Below are 20,195 nucleotides of genomic sequence, written 5' to 3' on the forward strand. Positions count from 1 at the left end.
CCTATGGCTTGGCGTTTGCGGCTGGCTCCCGAAAAGACCAATATCAACTTCTTCAAGGCGCAATGGCTGACCTTTGGCGGCTCTGCGGCGCTGATGGTGCTGTCCATCGTGGCTTGGGCTGTGATGGGGCTGAACTACGGCATCGACTTCAAGGGCGGCACGACGATGCGCACCGAAAGCACGGTGGCCATCGACACCGGCGTCTATCGCGCCGCGCTTGAGGGGCTGGGCCTGGGCGATATCGCCGTCTCCGAGGTCTTTGACCCGGCCTTCGGCGCCGATCAGCATGTCGCCTCGATCCGGATTTCGGCCGAGGAGGGTGACCAGCTGACCGAAGCGCAGCTGGACGCGGTGCGCGGCGCCCTTGTGGCGATGGAGCCCGGTTTGAAGGTCATCTCGACCGAAACCGTGGGCCCCAAGGTCTCGGGCGAGCTTGTGACCTCGTCACTGTTGGCGGTGGCGGTGACGTCGCTGGGGATCCTCGCCTATATCTGGATGCGGTTCGAATGGCAGTTCGCGGTGGGCGGCGTCGTGGCTTTGTTGCATGACGTGATCATCACCGTGGGGATTTTCGCGGTCTTTCAGATCAAGTTCGACCTGACCATCGTGGCGGCGCTGCTGACAACCTTGGGCTATTCGATCAACGATACCGTGGTGGTCTTTGACCGACTGCGGGAAAACCTGATCAAATACAAGCAGATGCCCTTGCGGGATGTGATGAACCTTTCGGTGAACGAGACCTTGGGGCGGACCTTGGCCACGGCGATGACGACGCTTCTGGCCGTGGGCTCGATGCTGGTCTTTGGCGGCGACGTGATCCGCGGATTTTCGTTCGCGATTTTCATGGGGATCATCCTGGGCACCTATTCCTCGGTCTATGTCGCCAAGAACCTGGTGCTGTTCATCGGCCTGGATCGCAGCGAAAAGCCCAAGGGTGGCAAGGGGTCTGACCACGAATTCGCCAATATCGACGCCTGACCGGAGGAAGCCATGCCCCTGACAGAGATCACTTACGGCACGGCCCAGCCGATCGAGGGCTATGGGCCGGGCTTCTTCCGCGTCGGCGGCCATGTGCTGCGCGGCGCGCTTTTGGTGACGCCCTGGGAGGCCGGCCCCTGGGGCGGCCTGTCCGATGTCGCGGCGGTGCTTGCGCTGCGCGACAAGATCGACGTTGTTCTTTTGGGCATGGGCCGCGACATCGCCCATCCCCCGCCCGAATTCCGCGCCGCGTTGGAAGAGGCGGGGTTGGGCGTCGATGTCATGTCCTCAGCTGCCGCTGCGCGCACCTATAACGTGCTTTTGTCCGAAGGCCGCCGCATCGTGGCCTGCCTTTTGCCCGTCGACTGACACCTGACCCAAAGGAGCGGCTGCGCCGCAAGATTTTCATCTCGCCTCTGATGCTGACGCATCAACCGGCTCGGAAGGGCCTCCGGCGGGAATATTTATGTCAGTATGAAAGCGCAAGGCGCAGGGCGTGTCACGGGCGTTTTGCGGTGTTGCGCCGAGGGTCCGACCTGCGCAGAGAAACCGATGTGCGCAGAGGGTCCGACGAGAGATGTTCACCCCGCCAAGGGCGTTTGCTTTTCTCGGTCTTTCACATTGACACAAATATTCTCGGAGGGGTCCGGGGAGGCAGACAGCCTCCCCGGGGGTGCCGCAAGGACAACCTGTCAATGCCGGCCCGTCAGCCAATTGCCAAAGGCCGCGAACCGGGAAGGCGCGATCCCAAGGCGGTCCTCGCGGCGGTCGGCGATGCGCAAAAGCACATACATCAGGTGGATGCCCAGCCAGCGGAAGGGCTCGCGCTCCCATTTGCGGACGCGGCGGTTCACCCAAGGCAGCCTGGTGATATCGGTATCCCGCCCCAGGGCCAGATCGGCAAGCGTCCGCCCGGCAAGGTTGGCCGTCGAGACCCCCACGCCAACATAGCCCCCCGCCCAGCCGAGCCCCGTTTCGCGGTCCAGCCCCACGGTGGCGCACCAGTCGCGCGGCACTCCGATCACCCCGCACCAGGCATGTTCGACGCCGTAGGGCGCGGCCTCGGGGAAGTGGCGGTGCAGGACCTCGGTCAGGCGGCGGATCGTTTCGGCATCCGGCTCGCCGTTCTGGTCCATCTTGGAGCCGAACTTGTAGGGCACGCCGCGGGCGCCGACGGTGATGCGGCCCTCACGCGTCTTTTGGCAATAGCAATAGGCATTGGCCGCGTCCTCGACCAATTCGGCGCCCTCCCAGCCGATCTTGGCCCAAACCTCGGGTGGCAAGACGGGGGTGGCAATCTGGGCCGAGTTCAGGGGTATCCAGTCGCGCTCATGGCCGGGAAGGCCCGCGGTAAAGCCTTCGGTCGCGCGCAGGATGATGGGCGCGCTGACGCGGCCCTTGTCGGTGAGGACCTCTCCTTTGGCATAGGAAATCACGGCGGTGTCCTCATGGATCACCGCGCCCGCGCGTTCGACCGCCTCGGCCAGGCCGCGCACCAGTTTCGCCGGCTGCACCCGGGCCACGCCCGATATCGCCATGCCGCCAAGCGCCCCGGGGATCGAGATGCGCTGCGCCACCTGCGCGGCCGAAAGCTCACGCGTGCGATGCGCCTGGCCCCATTTGGCCTGGTGCGCGACGGAGTCTTTCAGCCGCGCCATCTGAGCTTTGTTCTGGGCGAACATCAGGATCTCGGTGCGCAGGATGTCGGCGTCGATGTTCTGGTCGGCACAGGTGGCGATGATCTCGTCCACCGTGCCCTCCAGATGCCGCGCCATATCCAGCACCGCATCCGTGCCATGGGTCGCGGCATAGCGGTCATGGTCCCAGGCCAGCGTTCCCATGCACCAGCCGCCATTCCTCCCCGAGGCGCCAAAGCCGGCGAATTCCCGCTCCAGCACCACAACCTTCAGCCCCGGCGCCTCGCGCATCAGATACCAGGCCGCCCAAAGCCCGGTGAAGCCCGCGCCGATGATCGCCACATCGGCCGAGATATCGCCGGGCAGGGGCGGCCTGCGGGTCTGCGGCAGGCCGATATCGGCATACCAGAAGGAGACGTCTCCGATTTTCATGTCAGCACCTGTTTGGGCCAGAAGGGTTGCGCCAACTTGGTCCGGGATTTGATCAAACGCAAGTGAGGGGCGCTGCCGCCTCACCCCCGGGATATTTAGGACCAGATGAATGACAAAAGCCAAAGCCTGCGCGCGGTGCCAGCCCGGCGTTTCATCTGTTCATGAATATCCCCGTCAGAGGCAATTCCCGTGCCACAGGATGCAGACCCGCAGGCGAGCAATAATCTTGCGGCGCAGCCGCTCCATTGGATCAGGGCTTGTCCCGCAGCCAGGCGATAAAGGACGCAAGCGGCGCGCGTTGCGGGCGGTCTTTCGGCCAGACGAGGTAATAGCTGCCCGCGGCCGGGATGGCGGGACCGCACAGCGGCTGCAACCGGCCCGCGGCAAGGTCGTCCTCGATCAGGAACAGGGGCAAAAGCGCGGCCCCCAGCCCATGCACCGCCGCCTGTTGCATCGTGGCGAATTGGTCGAACAGCATGGCGGGCGGCCGCAGGCCCGGGCGCCCGTGATGGGCAAACCAGCGGTGCCAATCGCCCGCCCGGCTTTCCAGTTGCAAAAGCGGCAGGGTCAGGACCTCATCGGGGGTTTGGGCCGTGAAGGCGGGGCTGGCTGCGGCCAGGATCTCTTCGTCCATCAGCTTCAGATAGGCCGCGCCTTGCCAGTCCTCGCGGCCATAATGGATGGCGGCATCAAAGGGGGCGGTGGCAAAGTCAAAGGGTTTCAGCCGCGTCGACAGGTTCACCGTCACCTCTGGATGCGCCTTGGCAAACCCCGCCAGCCTTGGCGCCAGCCAGCGCATCCCAAAGGCGGGCAGGATGGCCAGCGACAGCGTCCCCCCGGTCGGATTGGCCCGCAAGGTCAGCGAGGCCTGCGCGATCCGGTGCAGCGCCGCCCGCGCCTCGGCCACGAAGTCCTGAGCGGCCGGTGTCAGCGTCAGCCGCCCCCTTTCGCGCCGCAACAGCACAACGCCCAATTGCGCCTCAAGTGTCGTCAGTTGATGCGACACCGCCGATTGCGTCAGGTTCAGTTCCACCCCCGCAGCCGAGGCCGTGCCAAGGCGGTCCAGCGCCTCCAGCGCCAGAAGCGAGGGCAGGGAGGGCAGAAAACGGCGCGGCAGCATGAGTTTTCCTCATGGGGGGTGGAGAAGGTTTTGTTGGAAGCTAGCAGGGTTTCGTGGCAAAGTCAGCGAAATCCATGAGGTGAAGCCATGAACGCCCCCGCCCCCCGTCCGACCCTGAAGCCCAAAGACGCCCCCGATCTGGGCAAGTTCGACTGGACCGATCCCTTTCGGCTGGCCGATCAGCTGACCGAAGAGGAACGCATGTTGGGCGAGGCCGCCCGCGCCTATGCGCAAGACAAGCTGCAACCCCGGGTCATCAAGGCCTATGCCAACGAGACGACCGACCCGGAGATCTTTCGCGAGATGGGCGCCATGGGCCTGTTGGGCGCCACGATCCCCGAGGAATACGGCGGCCTTGGCGCCTCTTATGTCGCCTATGGCCTGATCGCGCGTGAGGTCGAACGCGTCGACAGCGGTTATCGGTCGATGATGTCGGTGCAGTCCTCCCTGGTCATGTATCCGATCTATGCCTATGGCACCGAGGAGCAGCGGCGGAAATACCTGCCCAAACTGTCATCCGGCGAATGGATCGGCTGCTTTGGCCTGACCGAGCCCGATGCGGGCAGCGATCCCGCCGGCATGAAGACCACGGCGAAAAAGACCGCGACTGGCTATGTGCTGAACGGCGCAAAGATGTGGATTTCCAACGCCCCCATCGCTGATGTTTTCGTCGTCTGGGCCAAATCCGAGGCCCATGGCGGCAAGATCAAGGGCTTTGTGCTTGAAAAGGGCATGAAGGGGCTTTCCGCGCCGAAAGTTGGCGGCAAGCTCTCGCTGCGGGCCTCGATCACCGGCGAGATCGTCATGGACAATGTCGAGGTGGGCGAGGACGCCTTGTTGCCCCATGTCGAGGGTCTGAAGGGGCCGTTTGGCTGCCTGAACCGCGCGCGCTATGGCATCGCCTGGGGCGTGATGGGGGCGGCAGAGTTCTGCCTGCACGCCGCGCGCACCTATGGCCTGGACCGCAAGCAGTTCGGCAAGCCCTTGGCCGGGATGCAGCTTTACCAGTTGAAGCTGGCCAATATGATGACCGAAATCAGCCTTGGCCTGCAGGCCGCCTTGCAGGTGGGCCGCCTGATGGATCAGGCCCAGGCCGCGCCGGAGATGATCAGCATCATCAAGCGCAACAACTGCGGCAAGGCGCTGGATGCGGCGCGCCTGTCGCGCGACATGCACGGCGGCAACGGCATCCAGGAGGATTTCCAGATCATGCGCCACATGGTCAACCTGGAAACCGTGAACACCTATGAGGGCACGCATGACGTCCACGCCCTGATCCTGGGCCGGGCCATCACTGGCGTTCAGGCGTTTTTCTGACATCACTGGCAAGGCCCGGCGCTGTCCCGGGCCTTGCCGCCTTTCAGGCGAACCCGCCGGCTTCGGCACAGGCCGAGGTTGTCGGGCGGCGCGCTCCGGGCTATGAAGGCTTTGCCCTTCCGATTTGACGCCGCTGGAGATTGCCCATGACCGCGCGCCGCCTTTTCCTGCGCATGAGCCTTAGCCTCGGCGGTGCCGTCCTTGGCGCGCATGTGGCGCAATCTCAGGCCATCGAGGAGCATCCGGCGCCGATCCTGCATGGGCCTGCCCTGACGCAGCTGGAGGCCGGGGCGCTGTTGCGTGGGTCAACCGATGCGACGCCCTTTGGGGTGAACCTTTCGGGGCTGATGGTGGTTGATGCCCATGAAGGCGCCGCGGCCCAGACAAAAAACGGCGCCCCGACAAAGACCGGAACCGGCATCGACCTGACCCGGGCGGGTCCCGTGGCCAGTGGGCTACAGGCCGCCTTGGCGCCCTTTGTCGGCCAGCCCCTGTCCTACAAGGCCATTGCCGCCATCGAGGCCGCCATCACCCGGCATTACCGCGAGAACGGCCGGGCGCTGGTCCTGGTCTCGGTTCCGCCCCAAGAGATCACCGCGGGCGTCTTGCAAGTCAACGTCAACACCTTTCGCCTGGAGGCCCCGCCGCGGCTGGTGGGCGATGCCACCGATGCGGCTCATGTCACCGCCCAGATCCGCCTGACGCCCGGCCAAGAGGTCGACACCGCCCGCCTGATGGAGGATGTGGCCTGGCTGAACCTGAACCCGTTCCGCCAGGTCGCCGTGGCCTTCGAGCCGGGGCAGGCGGCCGATGGCACGCTGTTGACGCTGCAGGTCCAGTCCAGGCGCCCTTGGTCGGCCTATGCCGGGATATCCAACGCGGGGTCGCAGGAAACCGGCATGGCGCGGCTGATGGCGGGGTTCAATGTGTCGGCTCTGCCCTGGCAGGATCAGCAATTGTCCTATCAGATCAACATCTCGCCCGAGTCGCGGGGGCTGTGGGACACCTTTGGCCAAAAGGGCTATATCAGCCACGGCCTGACATATTTTGCGCCGATCACCTTGGGCAACGGTTTGCGGTTCAAGGCGACGGCGGGGCTGACCCATGTGTCCAGCTTTGCCGTCAGCGGCGATTTCGCCACGGGCACGACGACGGATGGCCAAAGCTTCGAGCTGGCCTTCCCCCTGCCGCGCCGCACCGGGGCTTGGGTTCTGGTCCCCGAGCTTTACCTTGGCCTGGAACACAACGCCTTCGCCAGCCGCAAGCTGTTCGGCGGGCTGGATTATGCGCAAGAGGCGGCAGAGCTGTCCCATGTCGAGCTGGGCTTCCGCTCGTCCCTGAACGGGCGGCTTTTCGGGCGGCCGACCCAGGGCGATGTCGATGTTTCCGTCGTGGCGGGGCATCAGGACGGCGCGGACGATTACCGCTTCGTCAAGTTCAAGATCACTCAGGACATCGGGCTTCAGGGCGGCCAGCAGATCGCGCTGCGCCTGTCGGGGCAAAAGGCGCAAGGCCCGCTGCATCCGATCGATCAGTTGGGCCTTGGCGGTGCCAGCACGGTGCGGGGCTATGCGGCCAATGCGGTCTCTGCTGCCTCGGCCACCAGCCTTTCCGTCGAATACCGCTTGCGGCCGCTGGATTTTCCGCTGGCCGGCCAGGCTGCGAAACTGCGGCCCCATGCTTTCCTTGACCTTGGTCATGCGGCGGCGACCGATGTGACGCCCGCCGCCGATCTCGCTTCGGTGGGCATCGGCGGCACGGTCTCGATTGGCGAAAGCTGGGAGACCTCCTTTACCCTTGCCGATGCGCTGAAAGCCGCGGGCGAGGTGAAATCCGGCGACATTTCCGTCGCCCTGCGTTTGATAGCGAGGTTCTGATGCGCGCTTTGATCCTGTCTTTCCTGCTTGCGACCCAAGCGGTTGCCGAATCCCCCCAAGCCACGACCGCGACCTATGGCAACTGGACCCTGGGCTGCGAGATGCGCGGCGAGGTTCAGGCCTGCCAGATCGTCACGCGGTTGAACGTCAAGGGCCAGGACGGCCAGTTGCGGCCTTTGTTGGCGCTGGCGCTTTTGTCGGGCGAGGGCGGGCGGGCCCTGCGGCTGGAGCTGCCGCCGGGGGTCGATCTGCGGGCGGCGGCGCGACTGGATGGGTCGGGCGTCGAGGGGCAGGACCCTTTGGCGGTCTTTACCTATCTGACCTGCGGGCCGGGGCTTTGCCTGGCCGAGACGCTGGCCTCGGATGACCTTGTGGCGCAGATGGTCAAGGCCGAGGCGATGGACATCAGCTTTACCCTGTTCGAGGGCGGCAAGGTGGCGCGTGTGCCGGTGTCTCTGATCGGGTTTGGCGATGCGGTTTCGGGGCTGAAGTAAGACTTCCGTAACCTGTTTCGGGTTTGGTTTGCCGGGGCTTTGGCGCAGAAGGCGGGGTTCGGGGCCCTCTCTCCCCGGAAAGGGACAAGAATGGCGCGCAATCGGCACTTGGGTCTTTCGCGGCTGGCGATCCTGCTTTTGGGGGCGGCGGTCCTGCCCCTGCGGGCGCAAGAGCTGCCCTCGGGCGGGCAGGTCGTGGCGGGCGATGTAACAATGACCCAAGGGTCGGGCCGGGTCGATGTGACCCAGACCGGGGCTTTTGGCATCGTCGAATGGGACAGCTTTGGCATCGGCGCGGGCGGCGTGGTGGCCTTTGACAATGGCGCAGGGGCGACCTTGAACCGGGTGACGGGGCCCATGCCCTCGCGCCTGGATGGGACGCTGACGGCGACGGGTTCGGTCTATCTGGTCAACCCCCAGGGTCTGGTGATCGGGCCTGGGGGACGGGTCAACACCGGCGGGCGCTTTGTAGGCTCCAGCCTGGATGTGGCCGATGCCGATTTCCTGGACGGCGGTGATCTGACCTTTGCGGGGGCGGGCGGTGTCGTGGTGAACCTGGGCGCCGTGGGGTCGATGGGGGGGGATGTCGCACTGATTGCGGGCGATGTGCTGAACGCGGGCGCCCTTGCGGCGCCTGGTGGCACGGTGGCGCTGGCGGCGGGGCGGCAGGTGCTGTTGCGCGATCAGGCGGTCGAGGGCGGGTTGATCTCTGTCCTGGTGGGCGGCGGCGATGTCACGGACCGCGGCGCCATCACCGCCGCCGCGGCAGAGCTGCGCGCCAAGGGTGGCAATGTCCTGGCCCTGGCCGGCAACACAAGCGCCGTGACCCGCGCCACCGGCGTCGAAAAGCGCGCGGGCCGCATCTTTCTGACCGCCGAGGGCGGCAAGGTCACGCTGGCCAAGCCGGTCGATGCCAGTGACGCCGTCACCGTGACGGGCCAGGACATCGACCTGTCTGGCACTGTCAGCGCGCCCGACGTCACGATCAAGGCTGTGGACGAGACGACCTTTACCGGCATGATCCAGACCCCGGGCGGCTTTGTCGAACTGTCGGGCGGCCATATCACCTATGACGGCAGGATCGACCTGGGCGGCGGCACGCTGTTGATCGACCCCCACAACATCGAGATCACCGATCGCGGCTCGGCCATGCTGTCGGATGCCACGGTCTTTACCACCTCCGACATTGCGACGCTTTTGGCCTCGGGGGATGTGATCCTGGACACGTCGACCCCGGATACCGGTCATGCGGGCACGATCCTTGTCACCTCGGACCTGATTTACAGCAGCCCGAACGACCTGACGCTTTTGGCCATGGGCGATATCTATATCGTGGCCAATGTGCAAAACGACTCCACTGGCGCTGTTGCGGCGGTGGCGGGGTGGGACGGGACGACGGCCTGGGACCGGGCGACATTCGCAGCCACCGACCTTTCCACGACGACGCTGTTCGGCAATGCGACCGGGGTCAGCTTCAGCTTTGCGGGCTATCCCTCGCCCGTCATCGCCTCGGGCAACATCATCGTTGCCTCGAACCTGATCGGCATGGATGGCGCCGCGTTTGGCAGCCGTTTTGGCGATGTGTCGGTGCTGGGGCAGAATGTCTTTGTCATGGGGTCGATGTTCGGCTTCGGATCGGCCGATCCCGGCTTTCACCCCCATGGCCAGATCGGCTTTCACAGCTTTGGTGGCGGCGATCTGGGCACGGTCCAGAACTCTATCCTGGTCCGCGCCGTCCAGCGCATCGAGGTCCGCGGCGCCTCGGGTCCGAATTCCTATGCCCTGATTGGCAATGGCGGCAATGAGGCGGTGGGCTTCTCGGTCCCCAGCACGGTCAACCTGGGCGGAGATATCCGGGTCGATGCCGGCGGGCTTTTGTGGGTGCATGGCAGCGAGGACCCGGCCGATGTCGGCGCCTATGCGATGATCGGCCATGGCAACCGCGACCCTTTCGGCGACATCCAGGACGGCGACCGCAGCGGGGCGATCACGCTGACGGCGGGCGTGCTGGCCATCGAGCCGGGCGTGGCCTCGGGGGCTGTGGCCGCCATCGGCCATGCGACGGGGGGCGGCACGATCACGGCCGCGCCGGTCACGGTGACGGCCGGAGAGATCGAGGATGCCATCGGCTTTGGCAACGGGGTGTCGGATATTGATATCCGGGACTGGGCCGACCTGACCCATTTCGGGGATGTGCGGCTGACGGTCACGGCCAGCGATCTGCGCCTTTTGGGCTCGACCGAGTTGATCGACACCGAAGGGCCTGCGATCACCTCGGCGGGGGATCTGATCGTGCAGACCTCGGGCGCGCTGACACTGGACGAGCTGTTTTTCTATGGCAACGACGGGACGGGCGGGCTGGTGCTGGCGGGGGCCTCGGTCGACAATCAGGCGGGGTCGGGGGCCTTTTTGCCCATCGGCGGCGGCTGGGCGATCTATGCCACGCGGCCCGATCAGGACAGCCAGGTCATCGGCGCCCTGGACCCCGATGCGCTGGTCTACGGCGTGACCTATGCCCCTGCCAGCCCCTTTGGCCCCAATGCCGCACTTGGCAATCTGGTGTATTACAGCGTCACACCGACCATCCTGACCGATGACGGCACGATGACTTATGGCGAGATCATCGTGGACACCGCCAGTCATGTCCTGGTGGCGGGCGTCGAGGTCGATGCCGCGACCTTCGGCTTCGTGGTCCAGCCCGAGATCGACTATACCGGCTTGCCGATCACGGCCGATGGGTTCAACGCGGCGGGGGTTTTTGCCGATGCGCTGTTTTCCTCGGTCGCGCCCACCGGGGCGGGGCAGGTGCTGGGCTATGCGCAGGATCGCGGCACCTTTACCGTCAACCGCGCGACTTTGCAGGTGTTTTTGGGCGACCAGACCAAGACCTATGACGGCCAGGCCTATCAGGGCAGTCTGGGCTATGAGGGCTTTGTGGGCACCGATGACGACAGCCTGATCACGCTGACCTATGACTATGCAGGCGGCGATGGATCGGGGCGCAATGCGGGGTCTTACCTGGTGTCGATCCTGTCGGCGCTGGACAGCAGCGGCAATTACGATGTGGTCTTTGAGGGCGGCGCCGATCTGGTGATCGACCCGGCCGCGCTGACGATCAGCCTGCCGGGCACCCTGACCAAGACCTATGACGGCACAAGGGCTGCGGTGCTGACCGCCTCGGATTACCTGGTCCAGGGGCTGATTGCGGGCGAAAGCCTGACCATCCTGCAGACCCAGGGGCTTTATGATGCGGCGGGGGCCGGGGAACGGACGGTCAGCGTCGATCTGTCGATCCCGGCCAATCTCGCCTTTGGCGGGGGTGGGGCTTTTGCCAATTACAGCCTGCCGACCCTGGCCCTTGGCAGCGGGCAGATCGACCGGGCGACGCTTGTGGTGTCGATCACCGGCACGCCCTCCAAGCTGTATGACGGCACGACTTCGGCGACACTGACGGCCGCGAATTACACCGTCACGGGGCTTGCACCCGGAGAGGCCGTGACCCTGACCCCGGGCCCCGCGACCTATGCCGCCCTTGATCCCGGCACGCAGACGCTGACCGCGGCGCTGACCCGGTTTTCCTATGCGCCCGAGGGAGCGACGGACCTGGCCAACTATGTCCTGGACCTGGAGGCCAGCGGCCCGGGCGTGATCCTGGCGCCTGCGCCCATCCTGGCCCCCGAAGAGCCCCCGGTGGTGACGCCGACGGCCGAAGAAGAGCCGACCGACCCCGAACCCCCGGCCCTGCGCGGCACCTTGGAACTGGTCAACACCGAAACGACGGGCCGGATCATGGAGGATATCCAGGCCGGCACCAGTTTCTGCCGTGAATTCGTCGATGCGGAATTTGCCATCGACTGCCTGTCGGACCGGCTGCAATCGGTGGCCGACGGGCTGTCGGCGACCGGCGAATATGCCGAGGTCCGCGCCGCGCTGGAGGATGCGGCCGCGAACCTTCACGCGCTGGCGGTGCAAAACGCCTCGGAGGCCCTGTCGCGGTCGGTTGGCCGGGGCGATGCGGGCCAGACCACGGCGCGGCCCCTGACCCCGGTCGATGCCGCACTTTTGGCCGATGCCAATGCCCAGGCGGCGGCGATCATCGCCAACACGCAACTGGTGCTGTTGCGGTCAACCGCCAGTTCGGAACGCCGCCGCGTGGCGTTTTCGCAGGTGGGTCAGGTGCTTGGGACGACGACCGTCCTTTTGCGGGCCTCTTAGGGGGGCGCACCGACCGAGGCGCGTTCCACCAAGGTGCAGTCGATCTTCATCCGCGTGGCGGGCAGGGGGCCGGTCCGCTCCAACAGCCGCGCCACCGCCCACCGCGCCATGTCCTCATGCGGCAGGATGACCGTGGTCAGGGGCGGCGCCATGTGCTGCGCCAGATCGTCATTGTCAAAGCCCACGACCGAGATGTCGCGCCCGACCCGCAGCCCCGCGGCCTCGATCGCGCCATAGGCGCCAAAGGCCACGCGGTCGGAAAAGCAAAAGACCGCCGTTGGCCGCGCAGCCAGAAGCCCCGCCATCCGCGCCCGGGCAATCGACATGGTCCAGGCGGGTTCCGACACCAGCGCCGGATCATAGGGGATGTCATGGCTGGCCAGCGCGCGGCGATAGCCTTCGAAGCGGTCATTGCTGGCCTCGCCCCAGCTTTCGCCGGGGATATGGGCGATGCGGCGATGGCCCGCCTTGATCAGCGCCTCGGTCGCGGCAAAGCCCCCCAGCACATCACCCGGCACGACCGAGGCAAAGACCCCGCCCGCGTCATGGCCGTTCAACAGGATCGCGGGCAGGCGCGACAGGCCCGGCGGCGGGGTGATTTCCCGCGTCAGAAGGCTGGCCAGGATCACCCCTTCGGCGCCCATGGCGGCAAACTGGCGCAAGGCGGCCTCTTCCTGGCCCGGGTCGTTTTCCGTGACCACGACCATGACCAGGGCGCCCGCCGCCTGGGCCTCGGCCCGCGCCCCCTCCAGAAAGGGCGCGGCAAAGGGCGTATAGCTGACATCGTCGATCATCAGCCCGATCAGCCTTTGCCCTTCGGACCGCCCGGCGCGGCGCGCATATCCCAGCGCGGTCGCGGCCTCCAGCACCCGGGCGCGGGTTTCGGGCGCGATGCGGGCATTGGCGACCTCGTTCAGCACAAGGGACACCGTGGCCTGGCTGACCGCCGCCGCCATGGCGATATCGTTCATCGTCGGTTTCTTGGTCATGCCCCCTTATGGCGCGGCTTTGGCCTCTTGCCAATGGGGTGGTAATCCCATACGCTAATATTATTAGCAGGCAGGAGGAGACCAAGATGCGACCGACGATTTCCCTGGATGGGTTCTGGCAGTTCCGTCACGAAACCGATGACCAATGGCGGCAGGTGACGGTTCCGGCGCCTTGGCAGGCCACCTGTGCCGACCTGCGCCAGACCTCGGGGCGGGCGGTCTATCGCCGGCATTTCGCGCATCCGGGGGCGGGGTCCCATGTGATCCACTTCGGCGCGGTCAACTACCTGTCGGAGGTTTTCCTGAACGGCCAGAGCCTTGGCGAAAACGAGGGCGGCTATCTGCCCTTTGAGTTTCCCTTGCCCGAGGGTCTGCTAAAGGCGGAAAACGAGGTCGAGGTGCGGGTTCTCTTGCCCGATGCCCGCCCCAATGACCGCGGCATCGACTTTGCCGATATCCCGCATGGCAAGCAAAGCTGGTATGGTCCCATCGGCGGCATCTGGCAGTCGGTGCGGATCGAGACGCGGCCCGCGGCGCATCTGATCCATTGCGCGATCCAGGCCGCGCCCGATGGCACGATCCATGTCACCCTGCACCTGTCGCCCGAGGCCCGCGGCCTGCCCGTGACGCTGAAGGCCGGTCCCGCGACGGCCACCTTCTCGGGCGCCGAGAGCCTGACCGCGACCCTGACCCATCCCGCGCCGACGCTGTGGACGCCCGATGCGCCCAACCTGCACCAGTTGACGGTGACGCTGGGCGAGGATGTCACGACCCACAGCTTCGGCTTCCGCTCTTTCACGGCGCGGGGCGGCAAGATGTATCTGAACGGCGCGCCCTTCCACCTGCGCTCGGCCCTGGATCAGGACTATTGGCCCGAGGGCATCGCCACCCCCCCCTCGCTGGAGGCGCTGGAGGACCAGTTCCGCAAGGCCAAGGCGCTGGGGCTGAACAATCTGCGCTATCACATCAAGGTCCCCGATCCGCGGTATCTGGAGGTCGCCGACCGCCTTGGCATGACGATCTGGTATGACCTGCCCAATCCGGGCCGCCTGACCGATGCCAGCAAGCGGCGGCTGAAAGAGACGATGGCCGGGATGCTGACGCGCGATGGCAACCATCCCTCGATCATCATCTGGACGCTGATCAACGAGGATTGGGGCATCCGTCTTTGCGACGATCCCGCCCACCGCGCCTGGCTGGCGGGCATGGTCGACTGGCTGAAAGAGGCCGATCCGACGCGGCTGGTCTGCGACAACTCGCCCTGTCAGGGGAATTTCCATGTGAAGGGCGATCTGGACGACTTCCACTATTACCGGTCCATCCCGGAACGGCGCGACGAATGGGATGCCTTGGTGCGCGAACATGGCGCGGGGGCGCATTGGACCTGGACGCCCTTTGGTGACGGCGTGCGCAAGGGCGACGAGGTCAAGATCTGTTCCGAATTCGGTGTCTGGGGCTTGCCGCAGCCCGCGCAGGTGCAAATTGACGGGGCAGAGCCCTGGTGGATGGAGACGGGCGCGCTGTGGGGCGATGGCGCGGCCTATCCGCATGGCATGGCGCATCGCTTTGCGGGTCTGGGGATGGACCGGGTCTTCGGCTCGCTGGAGGCCTTTGTGACGGCCGCCCAGTGGTATCAGTTCGGCAACCTGAAATATGAAATCGAGCGGATGCGGGCGGAACCCGCGATCATGGGCCATGTGATCACCGAGATCACCGATGTCCATTGGGAGAGCAACGGGCTTTTGGACATGAACCGCAATCCGCGGGTGTTCCATGACCGGTTCCCGGAGGTGAATGGCGCGGTGGCCATCATTCCCGAAATCGCCCGCTATTCCGCGCGTCACGGCGAGGTCTTCCGGTTTCAGGTCAAGGTGGCCTCGGGCGAAATGACGCTTGGGGCTGGCGTTTTGCGCTGGCAGGGCGGCAGCCTGGACTTTGCCGGGCAGGGACCCCTGGAGGTCGTGTCGCTGGGCGAGGTCGCCTTGCCCATAACCGCCACGGAAAACCGCGTCGAAACCCTGGTGCTGGAGCTGGTGATCGGCGGTCAGGTGGTGCAGGTCAACCGCTTGGAAATCCTGGTCTTTGCGCCGCGTGCAAAGCCCAGGGTTACGGTGCGGGCGACGGGTGCGCTGGCGGACCGGGCGCGGGCCTTGGGGTATCAGGTCGTCGATCACGCTGACATCACCGTGACCCATGCGCTGTCCGATCCCGATATCCGCGCCATGCAGGCGGGGGCGCGGTATCTGGTGCTGGCCGATGGCACGGTGCCGACGCGCGGCAACCTGCGGACCGAGGCGCGGGGCCGCGAACAGCCCTTCATCAAGGTGGTCGACGACACGCCCGGCGTGCCGGTGGGGCCGATTTTCCCGCTGCCGAACATCACGCATCAGCCCCGTCACGGGTCGATGTGGCGCGGCGACTGGATCGCGGGCTTCACCTGGCTGCGCCGCGAGGGCGCCTTTGCCGCCATCCCCGGCGGGCCCCTGCTGGATGTCGCCTGGTCCGGTGTCGTGCCGCGCCACATCATGCACGGCTGGGCGCAATGGGAGTTCGCGGGGCCGGTGATCTCGGCCGTCGTGGTGGGCTGGGTGCACAAGCCCGCCGTCATGATCGGGCGGCGGAAAGTGGGGGAGGGCGACATGCTGGCCTCGACCTATCGGCTGATGGGGGCGGATGATCCGCTGGCCGACGCGCTTTTTGATGCATTGGTCATCGAGGCTTACGCGCCGCAAGCCTAAATTGTGGCGGAAAAAAGATGCCGCGCGGGGTTTTGCCTCGCGCGGCTTCACTTTGCGTTAAGGCCGATCGGCCTAGGGTCCGGCATGAGCGTTTCGGACCCCAGATTGGCCAGCGAACTGGCGGCGCGTGACCGTCAGCTGACGGCTTTGCGCGCGACTTTCCTGATTGCGGCCCACCACGGTGTTGCGCTGCGGGCAGAGGATTTGCCGCGCCTGGTCGAGGGCGATATCACGCCCTCGGTCATGAAGGCGCTGGGGGAGTCGGGTTTTCAGGCCAAGCTGATCGAAAAGGCGCGGTGGAAGACGATTGCGGGCCTTGGGGCCGCGGTGCCTGCGATGGCGGGGCGTCCGGATGGGTCCTGGGTCATCATCGTGGCGCTGATGCCCGGCGATGCCGTGGCGTTCCTGGACCCCGCCGAAGAGGCCAAGGGCGTGCAAAGCGCCCCTGCGGCAGAGTTCATGGCCGATTGGGACGGGCGTCTGATCCTTGCGCGGCCCCGGGTTCGGGTCGAGGATCAAGCCTTTGGTCTGCATTGGTTTTGGGGCGCCTTGCGCGCGCAGGGTCGGCTTCTGGGGGGCGTCGCGCTGGCGGTGATCCTGGGCAACCTGATCGCCTTTGCGCTGCCCCTGCTGTTTCAGGTCCTGATCGACCGGGTCATCAGCCACGGCGCCTGGAACACGCTGATCGCCATCGTGGCGATTTACGTGGTCATGGCGCTGTTTGACGCGGGCTTTACCTATACGCGGCAAAGGCTGATGCTGATTGCGGGTGGCAAGGTCGATGCGGTGACAGGCGCGCGGGCCTTTGCGCATCTGATGGCGCTGCCGCTGTCGGTGTTTGAAACGACACCGGCGGGCGTTCTGGCGCGCAACCTGCAACAGACGGAAAAGATACGGAATTTCCTGACGGGGCGGCTGTTTCAGACCCTGTTGGACGCGGCCTTTCTGCCCCTGCTTTTGGGCGTTCTGGTGCTGCTTTGCGCGCCTTTGACCGCCGTTGTCTTGGGCTTTGCCCTGGCGATTGCCGGGGTGATCGGCCTCTTGCTGCCGATGTTTCAAAAGCGCCTGAACGCGCTTTATCAGGCCGAAGCCTTGCGTCAGGCGCAACTGGTCGAAACCCTGCACAACATGCGCGCGGTGAAGTCCCTGGTGCTGGAGCCCGCGCGGCGCCGCTCTTGGGATGACAGCTTGGCCAGCATGATCCGCCGGCAATGGGATGTGGGCGGGGTGGCGGCTTTTGCGGCCTCGGCGACGGGGCTATTGGAAAAGCTGATGCAAATCAGCGTGATAGGCTATGGTGCGGCGCTTGTGCTTGAAGGGCGCTTGTCCACCGGCGCGCTGGTGGCCTTTGTCATGCTGTCGGGTCGGGTGACGGGGCCTTTGCTGCAGATCGTCGGCCTGATCAACGAATATCAAGAGGCGGCCTTGTCGCTCAAGATGCTGGGCGGGCTTTTGAACCAAAAGCCCGAACGCGGGACGACCGCGCGACCGGCGCGTCACACAATCCAGGGACGGGTTAAATTCGACACGGTGGGTTTCACCTATCCCGGCGCCGCGACCCCCGCGCTGAAAGACGTCAGTTTCGAGATTGCGCCGGGCCAAGTGATTGGCGTCGTTGGTCGTTCCGGCTCTGGCAAGACGACGCTGACGCGGTTGGTTCAAGGGATAGAGGTGCCGCAATCCGGGCTGATCCAGATCGACGGCGTCGATATCCGCCAGATCGACCTGGACCATTTGCGCCGGTCCCTGGGTGTGGTCTTGCAAGAAAACCTGCTCTTCCGCGGCACGATTCGCGACAATATCTGCATGGCGCGCCCCGAAGCCAGCCTCGAAGAGGTGATGATCGCCACCAAGCTTGCCGGCGCCGAAGAGTTCATCCAGCGCCTGCCCAAGGGTCTGGATACGGCCGTCGAAGAAGGCGCCGCCAACCTCTCGGGCGGACAGCGTCAGCGTCTGGCCATCGCCCGCGCCCTGATGAGCGCGCCGCGCATCCTGGTCTTTGATGAGGCGACCTCGGCGCTTGACCCCGAATCAGAGGCCGTGGTGAACCGCAACTTGGCCGCGATTGCCAAGGGGCGGACGGTGATTGTGGTCTCGCACCGCCTGTCGTCCCTGGTGCGCGCCGATGCAATTCTGGTGCTGGACCAGGGTCGCGTGGTCGACATGGCGCCCCATGCGACGCTGCTGGACCGGTGTGAGATCTACCGCCATCTTTGGGCGCAACAGACCGAGCATCTGACATGAAGATCGACCGCTCAACCCTTGATTTTCAACCCGATCTCGTGGCGCTGGTGGCAGAGCCGCCGCCCTTTGTGCTGCGGCTTTGGCCCTATCTCGCGGCGGGGCTTTTCGTGGCCCTTGTCACGGTCGCCTCCCTGGTGCGGCTGGATATCGTGGTGACGGGACAGGGGCGATTGGCTGCTGATGTGCCCCCCACGATCCTGGCGCCGATGTCGCGGGCCGTGCTGCGCGAACTTCTGGTGCGGCCCGGGGATCAGGTCGTGGCCGGTCAGGTGCTGGCGCGGCTTGATGCGACCTTGCCCGCAGCCGACCTCGCCGCCTTGCGCGCCCAGACCGAGGCCTTGCGCGCCACTGCCGCCCGACTGCAGGCCGACCTGGATGGCGCGACCTTGGCGGCCGCCACTCCGGCGCTTGGGCGTGAGGCTTTGGTTCAGGCCGAGGAGAACGCCCTTTCCCAGGCCCGCCGGGATGAAGCGCTGGCGGTGCGCGCGGCCGCCCGTGACGCATTGGCGGCCGAAAGGCTCGCAGGCCCCGGTCTGGCGCAACGTCTTGATATCACACGCGAAGTCGAGGCGATGCGCAACGAATTGGCCGCCCGCCAAACCGGCTCGCGCCTCGCGCAACTGCAGGCAGAGGCGGACCGGATCGCCAGCGAAGAAGCGCTTGCCGCCCATGAGGCGCGGCTCAAGGAGCTGACCGCGCGCCTGGCCGCGGCCGAGGCGGGCTTGGCCGCCTTCGATTCCGATGCGCGTCGGTCCGATCTGCAGGACCTCGCCGATATTTCCCCCCGGCTTGCCGCCGCCGAAGAGGCGCTGTCCAAGGCCGAGCGCCTGGCCGATCTGACCGCGCTGACCGCGCCAGGTCCCGGCACGGTGGTCGCCGTGGCCGAGGGTGGGCCCGGTTCCAGCCTGGCCGAGGGCGCGATGGTCGTCGTGCTTGTGCCCTCGGACGTGCCGCTGGTGGCCGAAGTCACCATCCGCAGCGCCGATGCGGGCAGCGCGGCTGTGGGCGATCCGGTCGACGTCAAAATCGACGCCTTTCCCTGGCGTCGCCATGGCAGCCTGACGGGGCAACTGCTTGATATCTCTTCCGCTTCCTTTACGCCCGAGGGCGGAGGAGAGGCGCGCCATACCGCCAGGGTCGCCCTGTCGGGTGATTTGACCAATCTTGCCCCCGGTGCCGGACTTCTGCCCGGCATGACGCTGACGGCCGATGTGAAGACCGGCACGCGCAGCCTGCTTGACTACTTCCTTGACCCCCTCATGCGCGGCCTGAACGAGGCTTTGCGCGAACCCTGATCCAGAAAGGACAGACCATGACCATTGCCAACCACCCCTCGCTGGCCACGGCCGAGCTTGTGACGCCGCTGACCCGCACCGTCCTGCATGTCGGCTGCGGCATGGCCGATCCGGCCAAATTGCCGGCGGCCTTCTTTCCGGCCGGCGAGTGGAGCGAGCTGCGCCTCGACATCGACCCCGGCGTGGCGCCCGATATCGTGGCCTCGATCACTGATATGGCGGTCGTGCCGACGGGCTCGGTTCAGGCGGTCTGGTCGGCGCATAACCTGGAACATCTTTTCCCCCATGAGGTGCCCTTTGCCCTGGCCGAGTTCCACCGCGTTCTGGCGCCGGGCGGATTTGCCCTTGTGACCATGCCCGACCTGCAGCAGGTGGCGGCCCTGGTGGCCGAAGGCAGGCTGGAAGATGCCGCCTATATGTCCGCCATGGGTCCGATTTCGGCCATCGACATGCTATATGGCCATCGCGCCTCGATCGCGGCGGGCAATCATTTCATGGGCCATCGGGGTGGTTTCGTGGCGACCTCGCTGGCCAGCCACCTGGAACGTGCGGGTTTCCAAGCCGTCCGCGTGCAGCGCGACGGCCATTTTGCGCTTTGGGGGTCGGGTGTTAAGGTCTGACATCTGAAAAACCATGCGCCCTTCCGCATCTGTGCGGGAGGGCTTTGGCATGGTTTACTGCATCTTGCCGAAGTGACCTGTTCGCCGGGTCTCCTGCCTGGTGCATTTGCCTTGCAAGTGATTTTGCCTTGGGGCTTGCCAAAGGTGGCTGACCCGGGTTTTCTCCCAAGCTCCCAAGCTCCCAAGCTCCCAAGCTCCCAAGCTCCCAAGCTCCCAAGCTCCCAAGCTCCCAAGCTCCC

Annotated in this window: 13 protein-coding genes; 10 read left to right on the plus strand and 3 right to left on the minus strand. The window is 65.8% G+C overall.

The genetic code is table 11. The features are described 5' to 3' along the window. The first annotated feature begins 3 nt into the window (after nucleotides 1-3). Nucleotides 4-978 (plus strand): protein translocase subunit SecF, encoded by a 975-nt coding sequence (gene secF, locus NX862_RS16015; protein WP_264494940.1) that lies wholly within the window; start codon nucleotides 4-6, stop codon nucleotides 976-978. A gap of 12 nt (nucleotides 979-990) precedes the next feature. After that, nucleotides 991-1,347, plus strand: a complete 357-nt coding sequence (locus NX862_RS16020) for an Mth938-like domain-containing protein (protein ID WP_264494941.1) — start codon at nucleotides 991-993, stop codon at nucleotides 1,345-1,347. Between the two features lie 323 nt (nucleotides 1,348-1,670). Here NX862_RS16020 and NX862_RS16025 read toward each other — a convergent pair whose 3' ends face one another. Next, the gene (locus NX862_RS16025) at nucleotides 1,671-3,047 is read right to left on the minus strand and encodes an NAD(P)/FAD-dependent oxidoreductase (RefSeq protein WP_264494942.1); all 1,377 of its coding nucleotides are present in this window, start codon (nucleotides 3,045-3,047) and stop codon (nucleotides 1,671-1,673) included. 250 nt (nucleotides 3,048-3,297) lie between these two features. Further along, entirely contained in the window at nucleotides 3,298-4,167 is an 870-nt protein-coding gene (locus NX862_RS16030) for a LysR family transcriptional regulator (RefSeq protein ID WP_264494943.1), read from the minus strand. Between the two features lie 87 nt (nucleotides 4,168-4,254). Between NX862_RS16030 and NX862_RS16035 the strand changes: the two genes are divergently transcribed. The 4 genes from NX862_RS16035 to NX862_RS16050 all read left to right on the plus strand — a co-directional run bounded on the left by NX862_RS16035 (nucleotide 4,255) and on the right by NX862_RS16050 (nucleotide 12,070). Then, nucleotides 4,255-5,484, plus strand: coding sequence for an acyl-CoA dehydrogenase (locus NX862_RS16035; protein WP_264494944.1), 1,230 nt, complete (start codon nucleotides 4,255-4,257; stop codon nucleotides 5,482-5,484). Between the two features lie 146 nt (nucleotides 5,485-5,630). Next, nucleotides 5,631-7,361: a ShlB/FhaC/HecB family hemolysin secretion/activation protein gene (locus tag NX862_RS16040; RefSeq protein ID WP_264494945.1), complete on the plus strand. Its 1,731-nt coding sequence runs from the start codon at nucleotides 5,631-5,633 to the stop codon at nucleotides 7,359-7,361. Continuing rightward, nucleotides 7,361-7,855, plus strand: coding sequence for an invasion associated locus B family protein (locus tag NX862_RS16045; RefSeq protein ID WP_264494946.1), 495 nt, complete (start codon nucleotides 7,361-7,363; stop codon nucleotides 7,853-7,855). The genes NX862_RS16040 and NX862_RS16045 overlap by 1 nt, the downstream gene beginning before the upstream one ends. Nucleotides 7,856-7,945: 90 nt before the next feature. Continuing rightward, nucleotides 7,946-12,070, plus strand: a complete 4,125-nt coding sequence (locus tag NX862_RS16050; protein ID WP_264494947.1) for a two-partner secretion domain-containing protein — start codon at nucleotides 7,946-7,948, stop codon at nucleotides 12,068-12,070. On the opposite strand, the gene NX862_RS16055 is transcribed toward NX862_RS16050, so the two are convergent. Then, nucleotides 12,067-13,059, minus strand: a complete 993-nt coding sequence (locus tag NX862_RS16055) for a LacI family DNA-binding transcriptional regulator (protein WP_264494948.1) — start codon at nucleotides 13,057-13,059, stop codon at nucleotides 12,067-12,069. The two genes, NX862_RS16050 and NX862_RS16055, sit on opposite strands and share 4 nt — an antisense overlap. Before the next feature lie 86 nt (nucleotides 13,060-13,145). On the opposite strand from NX862_RS16055, the gene NX862_RS16060 reads away from it, so the two are divergent. The 4 genes from NX862_RS16060 (at nucleotide 13,146) to NX862_RS16075 (ending at nucleotide 19,956) form a co-directional block, all read left to right on the plus strand. Beyond that, nucleotides 13,146-15,797 (plus strand): glycoside hydrolase family 2 protein, encoded by a 2,652-nt coding sequence (locus tag NX862_RS16060; protein ID WP_264494949.1) that lies wholly within the window; start codon nucleotides 13,146-13,148, stop codon nucleotides 15,795-15,797. 84 nt (nucleotides 15,798-15,881) lie between these two features. Further along, entirely contained in the window at nucleotides 15,882-18,041 is a 2,160-nt protein-coding gene (locus NX862_RS16065; protein WP_264494950.1) for a peptidase domain-containing ABC transporter, read from the plus strand. Further along, entirely contained in the window at nucleotides 18,038-19,336 is a 1,299-nt protein-coding gene (locus NX862_RS16070) for an HlyD family type I secretion periplasmic adaptor subunit (RefSeq protein ID WP_264494951.1), read from the plus strand. Before NX862_RS16065 ends, NX862_RS16070 begins: the two co-directional genes overlap by 4 nt. 17 nt (nucleotides 19,337-19,353) lie before the next feature. After that, nucleotides 19,354-19,956: a class I SAM-dependent methyltransferase gene (locus tag NX862_RS16075; protein ID WP_264494952.1), complete on the plus strand. Its 603-nt coding sequence runs from the start codon at nucleotides 19,354-19,356 to the stop codon at nucleotides 19,954-19,956. Nucleotides 19,957-20,195 lie beyond the last annotated feature (239 nt).

The organism is Stagnihabitans lacustris (genome assembly GCF_025950525.1).
Classification (GTDB): Bacteria; Pseudomonadota; Alphaproteobacteria; order Rhodobacterales; family Rhodobacteraceae; genus Stagnihabitans.